This is a genomic window from Nonomuraea sp. NPDC049695, from assembly GCF_040674955.1.
Taxonomy (GTDB): Bacteria; Actinomycetota; Actinomycetes; order Streptosporangiales; family Streptosporangiaceae; genus Nonomuraea; species Nonomuraea helvata.
This window is the reverse complement of record NZ_JBFANV010000001.1, coordinates 23,803-38,686: the sequence shown is the minus strand read 5'-3', so window position 1 is coordinate 38,686 and position 14,884 is coordinate 23,803. Positions and strand designations below refer to the sequence as shown.

The 14,884-nt window shown below is 71.4% G+C and carries 10 protein-coding genes; 4 read left to right on the top strand and 6 right to left on the bottom strand.

Annotated elements, in window-relative coordinates:
* Positions 1 to 4 precede the first annotated feature (4 nt).
* Positions 5 to 1,858 (top strand): serine/threonine-protein kinase, encoded by a 1,854-nt coding sequence (locus AB0J64_RS00130; RefSeq protein ID WP_364018340.1) that lies wholly within the window; start codon positions 5 to 7, stop codon positions 1,856 to 1,858.
* A 224-nt stretch (positions 1,859 to 2,082) separates the two neighbouring features.
* Here the strand turns inward: AB0J64_RS00130 and AB0J64_RS00125 are convergent, their stop codons facing one another.
* On the bottom strand, positions 2,083 to 3,576 hold the full coding sequence (locus AB0J64_RS00125) for a prolyl oligopeptidase family serine peptidase (RefSeq protein ID WP_364018338.1): 1,494 nt from the start codon (positions 3,574 to 3,576) through the stop codon (positions 2,083 to 2,085).
* A 107-nt stretch (positions 3,577 to 3,683) separates the two neighbouring features.
* Here AB0J64_RS00125 and AB0J64_RS00120 point away from each other — a divergent pair, with 107 nt between their 5' ends.
* The 3 genes from AB0J64_RS00120 (at position 3,684) to AB0J64_RS00110 (ending at position 9,607) form a co-directional block, all read left to right on the top strand.
* The gene (locus tag AB0J64_RS00120; protein WP_364018336.1) at positions 3,684 to 4,796 is read left to right on the top strand and encodes an exonuclease SbcCD subunit D; all 1,113 of its coding nucleotides are present in this window, start codon (positions 3,684 to 3,686) and stop codon (positions 4,794 to 4,796) included.
* Positions 4,797 to 8,648 (top strand): SMC family ATPase, encoded by a 3,852-nt coding sequence (locus AB0J64_RS00115; RefSeq protein ID WP_364018334.1) that lies wholly within the window; start codon positions 4,797 to 4,799, stop codon positions 8,646 to 8,648.
* Between the two features lie 71 nt (positions 8,649 to 8,719).
* A complete protein-coding gene (locus AB0J64_RS00110; RefSeq protein ID WP_364018332.1) occupies positions 8,720 to 9,607 on the top strand; it encodes an NAD(P)-dependent oxidoreductase in 888 nt (295 codons plus the stop codon).
* On the opposite strand, the gene AB0J64_RS00105 is transcribed toward AB0J64_RS00110, so the two are convergent.
* The 5 genes from AB0J64_RS00105 to AB0J64_RS00085 all read right to left on the bottom strand — a co-directional run bounded on the left by AB0J64_RS00105 (position 9,608) and on the right by AB0J64_RS00085 (position 14,825).
* A complete protein-coding gene (locus AB0J64_RS00105; RefSeq protein ID WP_364018330.1) occupies positions 9,608 to 10,246 on the bottom strand; it encodes an HAD family hydrolase in 639 nt (212 codons plus the stop codon). It lies immediately after the preceding gene.
* 520 nt (positions 10,247 to 10,766) lie between these two features.
* Entirely contained in the window at positions 10,767 to 11,414 is a 648-nt protein-coding gene (locus AB0J64_RS00100; protein ID WP_364018328.1) for a response regulator transcription factor, read from the bottom strand.
* Complete coding sequence (locus tag AB0J64_RS00095) at positions 11,399 to 12,649, bottom strand: histidine kinase (RefSeq protein ID WP_364018326.1); 1,251 nt, start codon at positions 12,647 to 12,649, stop codon at positions 11,399 to 11,401. The genes AB0J64_RS00100 and AB0J64_RS00095 overlap by 16 nt, the downstream gene beginning before the upstream one ends.
* A 141-nt stretch (positions 12,650 to 12,790) precedes the next feature.
* Positions 12,791 to 13,231 (bottom strand): hypothetical protein, encoded by a 441-nt coding sequence (locus AB0J64_RS00090; protein ID WP_364018324.1) that lies wholly within the window; start codon positions 13,229 to 13,231, stop codon positions 12,791 to 12,793.
* A 373-nt stretch (positions 13,232 to 13,604) separates the two neighbouring features.
* Positions 13,605 to 14,825: a hypothetical protein gene (locus AB0J64_RS00085; protein ID WP_364018322.1), complete on the bottom strand. Its 1,221-nt coding sequence runs from the start codon at positions 14,823 to 14,825 to the stop codon at positions 13,605 to 13,607.
* Positions 14,826 to 14,884 lie beyond the last annotated feature (59 nt).

The following is a 14,884-nucleotide window of genomic DNA, read 5'->3' as shown; positions in this document are numbered from 1 at the left end:
GGGCATGGTTGCCCCTCTGGCCTCTGAGGATCCTCCGCGTCTGGGTGAGTTCGAGCTGCTGGGCCGGCTCGGTGAGGGCGGCCAGGGGATCGTCTACCTGGCCCGCGATCCAGTTGGGCAGCAGGTGGCGGTGAAGGTGCTGATCAGGGCCGACGCCGAGGCCCGCGCCCGTCTGGCCCGCGAGCTGGCCGCGGTGGAGAGCGTGGCGCCCTTCTGCACCGCCCGCGTGCTCACGGCCGTGCCGGACGGGCCGCGGCCGTACGTGGTGAGCGAGTTCGTGGACGGGCCGACGCTGGCGGAACGGGTGCACGAGCACGGCCCCCTGCACGGCGGCGAGCTGGAACGGCTGGCCGTCGGCACCACGACGGCTCTGGCCGCCATCCACGCGGCCGGCGTCGTGCACCGCGACTTCAAACCGAGCAACGTGCTGCTCGGCCCGGACGGTCCCAGGGTGGTCGACTTCGGCATCGCCCGCGCGGACGGTGTCACGACCATGACCAGCGGACTCATCGGCACCCCCGCCTACCTCGCGCCCGAACAGCTGAGCGGCGCCCCCGCCTCGCCCGCCTCCGACGTCTTCGCCTGGGCGGCCACCATGGTCTTCGCCGCCACCGGCACCTCCCCGTTCGCCGCCGCGGGCATCGCGGACGTGCTGAACCGCATCGTCACCCACGAACCGGATCTGTCAGCGGTCCCGCCGCCGTTGCGCGACTCGATCGCGGCCGCCTTGGAGAAGGACCCTTCGCACCGGCCGGCGGCGGGCGAGCTGCTGTCCCGCCTGATCGACCCGGTCTCCGGTGGCCGGGGCCGGTCGATCGTGGAGCTCACCAGCCTGGGCAGCCGCCTCGCCGCCGAACCGGCCGACGATCGGGGAACGTCGGACGCGGCCGGCGGCCGGGGAACGTCGGACGCGGCCGGCGATCGGGATCTTGCCGGGGCGGCCGGTCGTGGGGACACCACGGGACCCGCCGGTCGTGGGGGCGCCGCGGCACCGGCCGGGGAGCCGACGGCCCCGCCCTCCTCGCGGGTCCCGGTGCTCATGGGGCGGACCGCTGGGCGGGGCCGCCGTGTCGCGCTCGCCGTGGCGGTGGCGCTGGTGGCGGTCGTGGTGGGGGCGCTCGCCTGGTTGCGGCCGTTCGGCGGGACGGGCTCACGGGAGGTCTCGCCCAGCGGGTCGGCGAGTCCGGGTGTGTCGGCGGTCCCGGGCGGGGGGCTGCGGGTGTCCGACACGTTCGGGCGCACGGTCAGCACCGGATTCGGTACGACGGACGACGGGAAGCGTCACTGGTCGGTCGGCCTTCCGGCGAGCGGCTACTCGGTGGACGGCAAGAAGGGCCGGATCACGATGCCCCCCGGAGTCGGATCCAGCGCGTACCTGGACGGGGTGAAGGAGACCAGAACCGACCTCGGCTTCACCTTCGCCGCGGACAAGCCCCCCACCGGCGGCGGGATCTACGTGTCCGCCGTGGGACGCAGGGTCCCGACAGTGGGGGCTTACCGGGCGCACGTGAGCCTGCGGCCCAACGGCAAGGTCCTGTTCCAGCTGATCCGCGCCGAGGCGGGCCGCAGTGAGATCGACCTCGCACAGCCACTGCGGGTCCCCGGGCTGACCGCGGGCGCGGGCATCGCGATGCGGGTACGCGTCCAGGTCACCGGCACGTCGCCGACCACGATCCGCGGCAAGGTCTGGGCCGTCGGCGCGCCCGAGCCGGACTGGCTGCTCTCCGTCACGGACGCGACCCCCGGACTCCAGGTCCCGGGTGGGGCCGGCGTCCTGACCTACTTGTCCCGTACAGCCACCGACACCCCCGTCACGGTGACCGTGGACAACCTCGCCCTGACCGCGACCCCGGGGTGAAGTGCCTGGCGACCTCCTGGAACGTGACCAGCCGAGCTGATCAGCAGCCGCCCGGCCATCCGGCCGTCCACGGCGCTTTTCCACCCGGCGCACCAGGCCCTGCCGGGGACGTCCGCCCCGTAGCCGGCCCCGTACCCGAATCGAGGTGCACGAGCTTGGCACTACGAGGGTTCGGTCGCTCATGCAGGTCGCCGATCCACGCAGCGACCGAGGCGTCCCTACGTCTACCAGGGGAAGGAGAACAGCCCGTAGTAGGCCGCCGCCACCAGCAGGAGCCCGGTGCCGCCCAGCACGCCGGCCACGGTCACGTGCTGCCAGCGGCTCGGCCGCATGCCCTCACGCAGCGCCGACACGAACGCCGCCACCGCCGTGACCTCCTGGATCAGCATCAGCACGGCCAGCAGCCGCACGACCAGCCAGCCCGCCAGCACGGCCGGCCAGGCGCCCGCCTGGTTGAGCGAGAACAGCACCAGCAGGGTGATGAACGCCACCACCGACGCCAGCAGGCCCAGGCCGGTCCAGGCCATCCGGCGCAGCCTGCGCCTGATCGGCGGCCACAGCGTGGCGTTGATCTCGGCGCGTAGGTGGTCGCGGCCGCGCAGGCGTACGACCATGGCCGCGACCGGCCCCGCCACGTAGCCGACGGCGGCCAGGCAGATCGTCAGCCCGAGCATCGTGCCGCCCGCGTACCAGGGGGCGGCCGGCACGTCGCTGGCCTCGAACCGCTGCACCGGCGTGGCGCCCGCCATGTGCAGCGCGGGCCTGCCCGTGCCCGGCAGGCCGGTGATCCAGTTGGCGAGGGTCTCGAGATAGCCCTTGGTGAAGTCGCCGCCGTTCACCCGCATGGCGTGGTCGCCCTTGGCCATGAACCGGATCGTGTAGTTGTCGTTGCCCGCCCTGTTCAGCCCCTTGAGGAGCGCCTGGGTGGACTCGACGAAGGGGATCGAGGGGTCCGTGGTGCCGTAGAACGCCAGGACCGGCTGCTTGACCCCGCTTAATGCGGGCATCGCGTCGTATCTCAGGAAGTTGAAGCCGACCCCGCCCATCGCCCTGGTCAGCAGGTCGCGGGCGCCGATCGGGGCGTGCAGCCTGAGCAGCTGCTCGTTCAGTGCCCAGGCGACCTGGCGGAGCGGGGAGACATTGGGGGACGACACCAGGACCACGAACCCCACCGCCGTGCTCTTGGCCGCCGCGATCGGCACCACCCAGCCGCCCTCGCTGACGCCCCACAGGCCGATCCGTGCCGGGTCCACCTCGGGACGCGCGCGCAGGAGCTCCACCATGCGCAGCGCGTCGTCGGCGAGCAGCGAGAAGTCGCGGTGGCGAAAGTCGTAACCGATCGTGCGCTTGTCGAACGCGAGCGTCGCGACGCCCACCTTGGCCAGGAACTCCGCCTGCGGCGTGAACTCCGTACGCGATCCGTTGCCCGACCCCGACACGAACACCAGCGCCGGATGGCGCCCCGGTGTCAGCGGCACCCGCAGCGTGCCCTCCAGGCGCTGGCCCTCCGCCGAGACGGAGATCTCCTCCCTGCGGATCGGATCGGCTGCCACCACCGGCCGCAGCTCGCCAGGCGGCTGCGCCGGAACGGACCGGAAGGTTGGGTCCACCTTGAGCGGCGGCGGATCGAACGCGGGTGGCAGGACATATCCGACCGTCGCAAGAGCCACCAACACCAGACCGGCGGCGACGCTCAAGGTGCCACGGCCAGTGCGCATCGGCCTCCCCATGTGCGTTGGTTTGCCCGCCGATCTTCTAGCCTACTCCCGGCCTCTGAGACAGGTGAGGCCTTATTTGTCGGTGAGACCTGTTAGCTTCCTGCGACATGCGGATCCTGCACACCTCCGACTGGCACCTCGGGCGCGCGTTCCACCGCGAGAGCCTGCTCGCCGGGCAGGCGGCGTTCGTCGATCACCTGGTGGAGACGGTGCGGTCCGAGCGGGTCGAGGTCGTGGCGGTCGCGGGCGACGTCTACGACCGGGCGCTGCCGCCGGTCGACGCGGTGGCGCTGCTCGACGAGGCGCTGGCGCGGCTGCGCGCGGCCGGGGCACGGGTGGTGCTGATCAGCGGCAACCACGACTCGGCGCTGCGGCTGCGCTTCGGCTCGGCGCTGTTCGAGGCCGCAGGGGTGCATGTGCGTACCTCGCCCGACCTCTCCTGGGAGCCGGTGCTGGTGGACGACGTGGCCTTCTACGGCATCCCGTACCTCGAGCCCGAGCTGGTGCGCGCCGCCTGGGAGCTGCCCGATCGCAGCCACACGGCGGCGCTGACGTACGCGATGGACCGCATCAGGGCCGATGCGGCGCGTCATCGTGCCTCGGTGGTGCTGGCGCACTGCTTCGTCACCGGTGGTCAGGCCAGTGACAGCGAGCGCGACATCAGCGTGGGCGGCGTGTCGCACGTTCCGCTGCCGGTCTTCGACGGGGTGTCGTACGTCGCGCTGGGGCACCTGCACGGGCGGCAGCGGATGTCGGAGACCGTGCGTTACTCGGGCTCGCCGCTGGCCTACTCGTTCTCGGAGGTCGGGCAGGTCAAGGGGTCGTGGCTGGTGACGCTCGGCTCCTCCGAGGCCGAGTTCGTGCCCGCTCCGGTGCCGCGGCCCGTCGGGCGGTTGCGGGGGGAGCTCGAGGAGCTGCTGGCAAATCCGAAATATGCCTCTTTCGAGGATCACTGGCTGCAGGTGATCCTCACCGACGCCGTCCGCCCCAAATCCGCCATGGACCGGCTCCGCGCCCGTTTCCCCCACACCCTCGCCCTCTCCTTCGACCCGGTCGGCGCGGCGCCGGCCGCCCAGCCCGTACGCCTCAGCGGGCGGCCGGAGGCGGAGGTCGCCCTCGATTTCGTCAGGGAAGTACGCGGCGAGCCTGCCGCACCTGAGGAGGAAGACCTGCTAAGACAGGCCATCGAGGCGTCGAGGGTGAAGGAGACGATGGCGTAGATGCGGCCGCACCGGCTCTCGCTGACGGCGTTCGGGTCCTTTCCCGGCTCCGAGACGGTCGACTTCGACGCGCTGGCCGAGGCGGGCCTGTTCCTGGTCCACGGACCCACGGGGGCGGGCAAGACCACGATCCTCGACGCGCTCTGCTTCGCCCTCTACGGCCAGGTGCCCGGGCAACGCAACAGCGCCCGCAGCCTCCGCTGCGACCACGCCCCGCCCTCGGCCGGGCCCTCGGTCACGCTGGAGGTGTCCATCCGCGGCCGCTTACTCCGCATCCAGCGCTCACCGGCCTGGCAGCGGCCCAAGCTGCGCGGCACCGGTTTCACGGAGGAGAAGTCCAAGGTCGTCGTCTCGGAGTGGCACGGGTCCGACTGGCAGGGGTTGACGACCCGGCTCGACGAGGCGGGCGACCTGGTGGGCGGGCTGCTGGGCATGAACGCCGACCAGTTCTGCCAGGTGGCGATGCTGCCCCAGGGGGATTTCGCCAAGTTCCTGCGCGCGGACGGGGACGATCGGGCCAAGCTGCTCGAACGGCTGTTCACGGTCAAGGTCTTCACCCAGGCGGAGTCGTGGCTGGCCGAGCACCGGAAACTGGCGGGGCGGGAGGCACAGGAGCTCCGGCAGCAGGTGGACTTCGCCGTCAAGCGGGTGGAGGAAGCGGCGGGCGACGACCTGGTGGATCACGACGCGGCCGACGTCGGGGTGCTCACGCCCGATACGGACCCCCTGCGCTGGGCGGGCGCGCTGCTCGACGCGGCGCGGGCTGTCGTGAAGCGGGCGGGCGAGCAGCACGAGACGGCCGGGCGGGCGCTGCGTTCGGCGCGGCTGCGGTTCGAGCAGGCCGCCGCCCTCGCCGACCGGCAGCGCCGTTACGCCGAGGCGCTCACCCTGCGCCGCACCCTCGACGAGCGGGCGGACGAGCGGGCCGACCTGCAGGCGATCCTCGACGACGCCGCCAGGGCCGACCGGGTGCTGCCCCTCATCACGGCGGCCAGGCAGCGTTCGGAGGCCGCCGGCAAAGCACGCACCCTGGCCGCCGACGCCCTCGCCCGAGCGCGCCCCCTCTTGGCGCGGCAGGCAGCCAACCCCACCGGCCCCTCGGAGGGCGGTTCCCGGGCCGCGGCGGGCCGCGACGTCGGCCTTTCGGTGGGCGGGCCCACGGCGGTTGAGCTGGCCGCGTTGGAGCGGGAGCGTCAGGCGGAGATCGCGCGCTTGTCGGAGCTGCTCACCGAAGAGGCCAGGCTGTCGGTGGTCCGGCGCGACCTGCTGCGCGTCCAGGAGGAACTGGCCGAGCTGATCGGCGCCGATGAGGCCGTAGGAGCAAGGCTGGCCGTGCTGCCAGGGCTCATCGAACAGGCCGAGGGCAGGCTGGCCGAGGCGCGGATGGACGCCGCCAGGATCCCGGCCGCGCAGGCCGTACGGGATGCCGCCGCCCATCTGATCGAGATCGACGACGAGCTGGCCAGGCTGGCCGTCGAACTGGACGCGCTGGCGCAGCGCGAGGCCGAGGTGTCGGCCGCCGAGGCCGAGCTGCCCGGACGCATCGCCGAAGCCGGCGCGGCACTGAGCGAGGTGCAGGCACAGGCGGCGGCCATCCCGGCGGCGTCCGCGGGACTCGACGCCGCCAGAGCCGCTTTGGAGGCCACTCGCCGCCGCGAGGCCTTGGTCGTGGAGCTGGAGGCGGCCGTCAGCGCCCACCAGGCGCTCGTGGACCATGCCCAAGCCCTGCGCGAACGCTGGCTCGACCTGCGCCAGGCCCGCATCGACGGCATGGCGGCGGAGCTGGCCCGCGACCTGTCCGAAGGCCGGCCCTGCGCGGTCTGCGGCTCCGACCACCACCCCGACCCCGCCTCTCCCGCTCCCAGCGCCCCTTCGGCCGAGGACGAGCACGCGGCCGAGACCGCCCACGAAGCCGCCCTGGCCGAACGCGAGGCCGCCGAACGCGCCCTCGCCTCCCTCGAGTCCCGGCACGCCGACGCGGTCGAGGCCACCGGGGGCCTGGACGTCGAAACGGCGGAGGCGCACGTTGCGGGGGCCGAGGAGGAGCTGGCCCGGCTGCAGGCGGTGGCCGACCGGGAGCCCTCGCTGGCGGCCGCCCTCGACCGCATCGAGATCGAGCGCGAACGGGTCCGGGACCGGGCCAGGGAGATCGCCGAGGCCCTCGCCGCCCATCGCGCCCACCGTACCCACCTGGAGTCCGAACGCGTCCGGCTCCGGACCCGCCTCACTCGAGCGCCCGCCCAGGACCTCGGGGAGACCGCCCCGGGCGACGGCTCCATGCAGTCGGCTCCTGCGGTGGGGCGCGTCAGGGCTTGCGACGAGGCCGGCCCCGGCTCGCTCGGCCGCGCCGACACGATGTCCGGGGAGCCTGGCCGCGCCGACGCGGTGTCCGGGCAGGCCAGCGGCGCCGACGCGGTGCCCGGGCAGGCCAGCGGCGCCGACGCGGTGCCCGGGCAGGTCGGTGGCGCGGACGTGGTGTCCGGGCAGGTCGGCCGTGCCGACGTGGACGCGGCGGTGCCGGGGGCGGCGGGTGCGCGCGATGCGCAGGGCGAGGCGCTCGCCGGTGAGGGCTCCGGGCAGGCAGACCTGGACGGGCCCGCCGTGCTGGCTCGGGCCGAGGGTGAGCTGCGCAGGCTGCGCGCGTCGGCCGGCAAGGAGCCGGTGCTGGCGCGGGAGGCGGCCGCGCTCAACCGGGAACGGCTGGAGCTGGAGGAGCGCGCGCGGCGGGTCGCCGCCCGGCTGGCGGCCGGCCGTACCAGGCATGAGGAGCTGAGCGCGGACGCCGGGCGGTTGAGCGCGCGGCTGGACGCGGCACGGGGCGATGACCCCACCCTCACCGCCCGCCTGTCCAGATTGCACGACGAGGCCGAGCTGCTACGGGAGGCGCTGGAGGCCACGCAGGCGGCGATGGCCGCCGAGGACGAGCTGGTCAGAGCCGGGCAGGCCGCGTCCGAGGCGGCCGTCGAGGCGGGGTTCGCGGACGTGGCGGAGGCGGAGGCGGCGTTCAGGAGTCCGGCGGAGAGGGAGCGGAAGGCCGAGGCGCTGCGGCGGCTGGACGACGAGCACGCCGCCGTCACGAGCGTCCTGGCCCAGCCCGACCTGATCGCGGCCGCCGCCGAGCCCGCGCCCGACCTGGCGGCGATCGAGGGCGAGCGGGACCGGCTGGAGGAGGCGTACACGAGGCTGTCGAGCGAGCGGGACCGCGCCGTGGCCAGGGCGGAGCGGCTGGAGGAGCTGTACGGCGAGCTGAACGACCGCATCGAGCGGTGGCGTCCGGCGGCCGAACGGCACCGGCTCGCCGAGCGGATGGCGGCGCTGGCCAGCGGCACGTCCAGCGACAACCAGTGGAGCATGAGCCTGTCGTCGTTCGTGCTGGGGGAGCGGCTGCGGCAGGTGGTGGACGCCGCGAACGAGCGGCTCGACCACATGTCGGCGGGACGTTACCTGCTGCGGCACGATCTGCGGAAGACGGCGGGTTCCCGGGGGCGTTCGGGCGGCGGCCTGGGGCTGCGGGTGGCCGACGGGTGGACCGGCGTCGACCGCGATCCGGCCACGCTGTCCGGCGGCGAGAGCTTCATCACCTCACTGGCGCTGGCCCTGGGCCTGGCCGACGTGGTCACGGCCGAGGCCGGGGGCACGGAGCTCGGCACGCTGTTCGTGGACGAGGGCTTCGGCACCCTGGACGAGGACACCCTCGACGGCGTGCTGGACATCCTCGACGGGCTGCGCGACGGAGGGCGGGCCGTGGGCATCGTCAGCCACGTCGCCGAGCTCCGCTCGAGGATCACCGCCCAGCTCAAGGTCACCAAGACCCGCACCGGCTCGACCCTGGCCCTGGCCGGAGTGGGCTGAGGGCCTCTCCCACAGCGGAAATGATCTCGCGTTAGATTGCTCGCACCGAAACCGGTTAAGGAGTGGAGCACATGCGCGTCGTCGTCACCGGAGCCCACGGCAAGGTAGGCCGCGCGGCCGTCAAGGCGCTGGCCGAGGCCGGTCACGAGGTGACCGGCGTGGATCTCACGCGCCCCGTCTTCGAACGGTCCGAGCCCGGCCAGCCCCGCTACCAGCAGGCCGAGCTGACCGACGCCGGGCAGGCGTTCGCCGTCGTGCGCGGGGCCGACGCGGTCGTGCACGCCGCCGCCATCCCCGACCCCACCTCCAACCCGCCGCACGTGGTCTTCCAGAACAACCTGATGGCGACGTTCAACATGATCGAGGCCGCGGTCCGCTTCGGCGTCCCGCGCTTCGTGAACATCTCCAGCGAGACCGTGCCCGGCTTCTTCTTCCCCGAGCGCCCCTTCCTGCCCGACTACGCGCCGGTGGACGAGGAGCACCCGATCCGGCCGCAGGACCCGTACGCGCTGGCCAAGCACTTCGGCGAGCAGCTCATGGACGCGGCGGTGCGCCGCTCCGACATCAGGTGCATCTCGCTGCGGCCGAGCTGGGTGCAGCACGAGGGCAACTACGAGCGCAACCTCGGCCCGCAGGTGCGCGACGCGTCCGAGATCGGCGCGGGCCTGTGGAGCTACATCGACGTGTACGACCTCGCGGACGCGATCGTTCTGGCCGCCGAGTCCGACCTGCCCGGCCACGAGGTGTTCTACATCGCGTCGCCGGACAACGCGGGCGGCCACGACTTCGCCGCCGTCCTGCGCGAGCACTATGGCGACCAGATCGAGCTGCGCCCGCTCGCCAGCCAGGACGCCTCGGGCATCTCCTGCGCGAAGGCCCACCGCCTGCTCGGCTGGAACCCGAAGCGTTCCTGGCGCGACTACCTGGACGAGAACGGGCGCGCCCGGCAAAAGCGCTGATCATCCCCTTTCGAACGAACCGATCAGGTCGGGGATCGCGGTCGGGTGGTGGAAGAGTGTGGCGCCCAGGCCGGTGAGGCGGGCGGCGGGAGTGAGACCGCCGGCGAAGGCCAGGCAGCGCATGCCCGCGTTCATGGCCGCCGTCACCCCGAACGGGCTGTCCTCCACCACCACGCACCGCTCCGGCGCCACCCCCATCGTGGCCGCCGCGTGCAGGAACAGGTCCGGCGCCGGCTTGCCCCTGGCCACGTCCTCGGCGCTGAACACCCGGCCGTGGAACCGCTCGGCCAGTCCGGTCAGCTCCAGGCTGCGGCGGATCGTGGCGTGCCGCCCGTTCGAGGCCACGCAGGTCGGCATGGTCAGCTGGTCGAGCGCCTCCTCGATGCCCTCGATCACGCAGAGCTCGGCCTTGATCGCGGCCGTGTAGTCGGCGATGAGCTGCTCGCGCCAGCCCGGCGGCGTCTCACCCACCGCCTCGTTCCAGTACTCGTTCGTACAGCCCACGAACCGCTCGGCGTACTCCGCCTCATCGATCGACCAGCCCAGGCGCCGCAGCGCCGCCGTGCCCACGCGTACGGAGATCGGCTCGCTGTCCACGAGCGTTCCGTCGCAGTCGAAGATGACCAGCTCGACAGCCAAACCCGTTCCCTTCAGAGGTGACATTTCGCAGGTGAAAGCTTCTCGGTGTCACTTCACAAGACGCCATTTCGCATAGTGCGACAAGTATGGCAACGTCCTCCCAAGTCGCCGCACCCACCCGGTCGAGGATCGCGGCCGCCAGCCGCATCGGCACCGCGATCGAGTTCTACGACTTCTACATTTACGGCACTGCGGCGGCTTTGGTGCTCAACACCGCGTTCTTCCCCAAATTGGACCCGGCTGGCGGCCGCGGGTGGCGGGCAGCCTGGCCGCGTTCGCGTCGTTCGCGTCGTTCGCGGTGGCCTTCATCTCGCGCCCGCTCGGCTCGGCCGTGTTCGGGCACTGGGGGGACCGGGTCGCGCCGCCCGGCAAGCGCGGGCACTACGCGATGTTTCCGCAGCTCGGTCCGTCGGTTCGCTTCATCCTGGCGAACGGGCCCTTCCTTGTGCTGGGCGAGGTGCTCGACGACGGGGACTTCAGAGCGTGCGATGTGTTCCCGTCTCTGGGTTCGAGAAGTACATCAGGTCTTGTTCAGATAGGTGAGGACGGCGAGGACGCGGCGGTTGTTGTTGTCGTCATCGGTGATGCCAAGTTTGTCGAACATGGTGGTGGTGTACTTGCTGATGGCGCTTTCGCTGAGGAAGAGCCGCTGGCTGATGGCCTGGTTGGACAATCCTTCTGCCATGAGGCTGAGCACGGAGTGTTCGCGTTCGGTGAGCTGTTCGAGTCGTCGGTTGGAGGATCCGCTGGACAGCAACCTGGCGATGACGGCCGGGTCCATGGCGGTCCCGCCATTGGCGACGCGTTCCACAGCATCGATGAACTGATCGGCGTCGAACACGCTCTCCTTGAGGAGATAACCGATGCCGCCGGCGCCGTCGGCCAGGAGTTCGCGGGCATACAGCTGTTCGACGTGCTGAGAAAGGATCAGGACCGGCAGTCCGGGCAGTTCGCTGCGGGCGGCCAGAGCCGCCCGCAGGCCCTCGTCCGACTGGGTCGGCGGCATGCGGACGTCGACGATGGAGACGTCCGGCCGCCACGTCAGCAGCGCGTCGAGTGTCTCGGGTCCGGTGGTCGCCGTCGCCACCACCTCGTGTCCGTACGCCTGGAGGAGACGGATCATTCCGTCGCGCAGCAGGTAAAGGTCTTCGGCTACAACGATGCGCATGGCACCATCATCCTCGCGCGGGTGGGACCGCCTTCGGGGCTGGTGATCTCGAGGGTGCCGTCGAAGACGGCGATGCGGCGGCGTAGCCCCGCGAGCCCGCCGTCGGCTCGCACGCCTGCCCCACCTCGGCCGTTGTCTTCGACGTCAATGACGATGTCGGTGTCGTCCTGGGCGATGGAGATTCGCGCCTGGGTCGCATGGGCGTGCTTGACCGCGTTGGTCAGCAGTTCGGCGATTCCGAAGTACAGGGCGGACTCGATCGGCGGGTCCAGGCGTAGCCGAAGGTCGGCGCTGACAGCCGTTTCGAGCGGGCTGTCCAAGGCAAGAGCGCGAACGGCATCGACGAGCCCTCGCTCGCTCAGCACCGGCGGGTTGATGCCCTTGACCAGGTCACGTAGCTCGGTCAGTGACGTGGCGGCACCGGCTCGCGCTTCTCGCAGCAACGCCATGGCCTGGTCGGGGTTGGTTTTCAGCACCTTCTCCACAGTCGCCAATGACAGTCCGAGCGCGACCAAGCGTGCCTGTGCTCCGTCGTGCAGGTCCCGCTCGATCCGGCGGATCTCGGCGGCCTGTGCGACCGTGGTGTCCGCGCGCTGGGCCGTCAGCTCCTCGACCCGGTCGGCCAGCGTCATCGCAGGTGACGCGCGCAGGAAGCGGACGGCTACCGGCTCGAGGGCGCGCCAGGCGTACGGGGCGCTAGCGACGGCCATGACCGCGCCGAGCACGCCGATGACGCGCATGGCGAGCGACGGCTGGAAGAGCCCGACGACTGCTCCCGCGGCGCCGGCCGGCGGGACGGCGGCGATCACGCCCGCGGTGAACGGCACTATCCCTGTGAAGCGCAGGTCACGCCAGGTCGCGGGGTCGCTCCACCGGAGCCGCATCTTCTGATCCATGAGGGCGTCGCGGCTGGTGCGCTCGTAGCTGAAACCGTTCCACCAGTACCCGGTGGACAACCGCGTCACCGGCCCGGCCTGCCGGTACCCGGCGGGGATGACGGTGCCGGTCCACCTCGCGACGAGGAAGCGGACGATCCGGCAGATCGGGCGGGACAGAGCGAGCGTGCCTGTGGACACCAGCACGAACGGCGCTACCCACGACCATGGGTTTCCCGCCCCCCACCAGATGCCCAGCGCCACGGCGGCGGCCCACACGGCCGGGACCAGCATGCTGACGGCCACCACGACGCAGGCCCGCCCGAACCCCACGCCCGCACGCGCCGGCCACGAACCCAACTGTCTCGTAATTTTCTCTTCGCTTTCCGTTCGGTGCTTCGGCCCTCGTACCAGCCGGTTCATCGTCAACCGATCCGAACTGCGCGCTGCCTTCCCCAGGTCACGCTGACCCCGTCAATCCTGCATGCTCCCTGAGCCATTTCACTTCTTCTCGGGGAAGGCGGCGCTCAGCGCGGAACCGCGGGTAATGAAGGCGACACCGATCAGGGCCAGCGCAGACAGGCCCTGGAGCACGGCGTACCACGCTGGGCAGAGGCCGGGGATCAGGTCGACGCCGATGATCGCGATCGGCATGATGGTGGACAGGGTGCGCACGCGGTCGAAAGCCTTGTACGACCCCTCCGAAGCGCGGACAGCCATCCGGTAGATCAGCGGGGTGATCGCGAGCAGGATGGCTCCCCGGATCCACATGAACGAGGTCGCCTCGTGGCCGGTGAACGCCATCACGGCAACCACTCCAAGGGTGATGGCGCTGACGGCGCCGAAGAGCATGATGCACTTCTTCACCGTGGTGAAGGCTTCCTCGGTGCGGGCGTCGCCGATGTGCGCCGTCGCGGTCGTGATGTCGCCGGCGTTCGCCATGATCTTTCTCCTCCGTGTCGTTGTGGTAGCGATGTTAGGTAGCGCCTGGTCAGGCCAATATGGGCTTGGCCGTACGGGTGGGTGGGGCCAGACACACTTCTGGATCGGTGGCCGGCTTCGGCCACCAGGATCAACGCGAACGACCACCTGGAACAATGACATCCTGCGCAAGGCAGCATTAACGTCCGGGTTAACGCGCTGTTCCTGTGGGCGCGTACCTGCCTAAGCTCTTCACGACCCAGTTCCGCTACAGCGGCGCCTCGGTGGCCTACAGCCTCGGCGGCGTGCTCAGCGGCGCGGTGTCGCCACCAGCATGCAGGCCAGTGGGCTGGACGTCATGGCCGTAGGAGCGTACGTCGCGGCGATGGCCCCGTTAGGGGTGCTCGTAGCCGGGGAACAGCAGGGACAGCTCGCGCGGGTACGCGGCGATCAGGCGGAGCTCGTCGTCGGTGAGCGGGCGGCCGGTCATGGCGTTGCAGAGCTGCACCAGCCGGAACGCCAGGTCCTCCTCGCGGATCTCCACCCCCAGCCCGTCCATGACGTGCCGGAAGCCGGCCTTGCCGCCGTACTCGCCGGTCAGCACGACCCGGCCGTCCCGCGCGTGCCAGTCCTCGGGGAACGGGCCCAGCGTGGCCTCGTCGTACAGCTCGTAGTTGCCGTGGTCCTTCAGCGCGCCGTCGGCGTGGATGCCGCTCTCGTGCGCGAACGCGTTCCGCCCGACCCCGACCTGGTTGTACGGCAGCGGCCGCCCGAACGCGTAACTCGCCCACAGCGCGAACCTGCGGGCCCACGACAGGTCGAGCGCGTCGCCGATCTCCGCGTCGAGGCCGAATCCGTGCTGGAAGGCCAGGATCGTGGAGAGCAGGTCGGCGTTGCCCGAACGCTCGCCGATGCCGTTCACGCACGTGTTGATCCAGGCGTCCTGTCCCACGTCGAGGTCGCCGAGGGCGCCCGAGACGGAGTTGGCCACGGCCATGCCCAGGTCGTTGTGGCAGTGGGTCTCGACCGGCATCGCGACGGCCGAAGCCAGCTTGGCGAAGCGCTCGCGGATCCTGTCAGGCGTGTCGCCGCCGATCGTGTCGCAGTAGCGCACCCGGTCGGCGCCCGCCTCCTTGGCCGCCAGCGCGAACTCCAGCAGGAAGCCGTCGTCCGTCCTCGAACCGTCCTCCGCGTTCACCCCCACGGTCTGCGCGCCCGCGGCCTTGGCCGTGCGCACGGCGGCCGTCATCTCCCTGACGATCGCGTCCCTGTCCAGCCGGCCCCGGAACTTGTTCTGGATCATGTAGTCGGACGTCGAGATGGACAGGTTGTAGTGCCTGAGCCCGAGCGGGGCCGCCTTCTCCACGTCCTGCGGCACGCCGCGGCACCATCCTGAGAGCCGCAGAGCGCCGAACGCCCCCGCCTCGGCCAGCGCCACCTGCGCCTTGACGTACGGGACCTCGTGGAACAGGAACGGGAAGCCGATCTCGGACTGCGCCACCCCGAGCTTGGCCAGATAGAAGTTGACCATGGTCTTGCCGAACTTCGACAGGCCGGTGCGCGCGGTCTGCACGCCGTCCCGGTTGGTGACATCGAGAAAGTGAACTTTTGGCATGCCCTCACGTTGACATGTGCTTTCAATGTGTATCAATATTGATTTTCATCAACATGCAT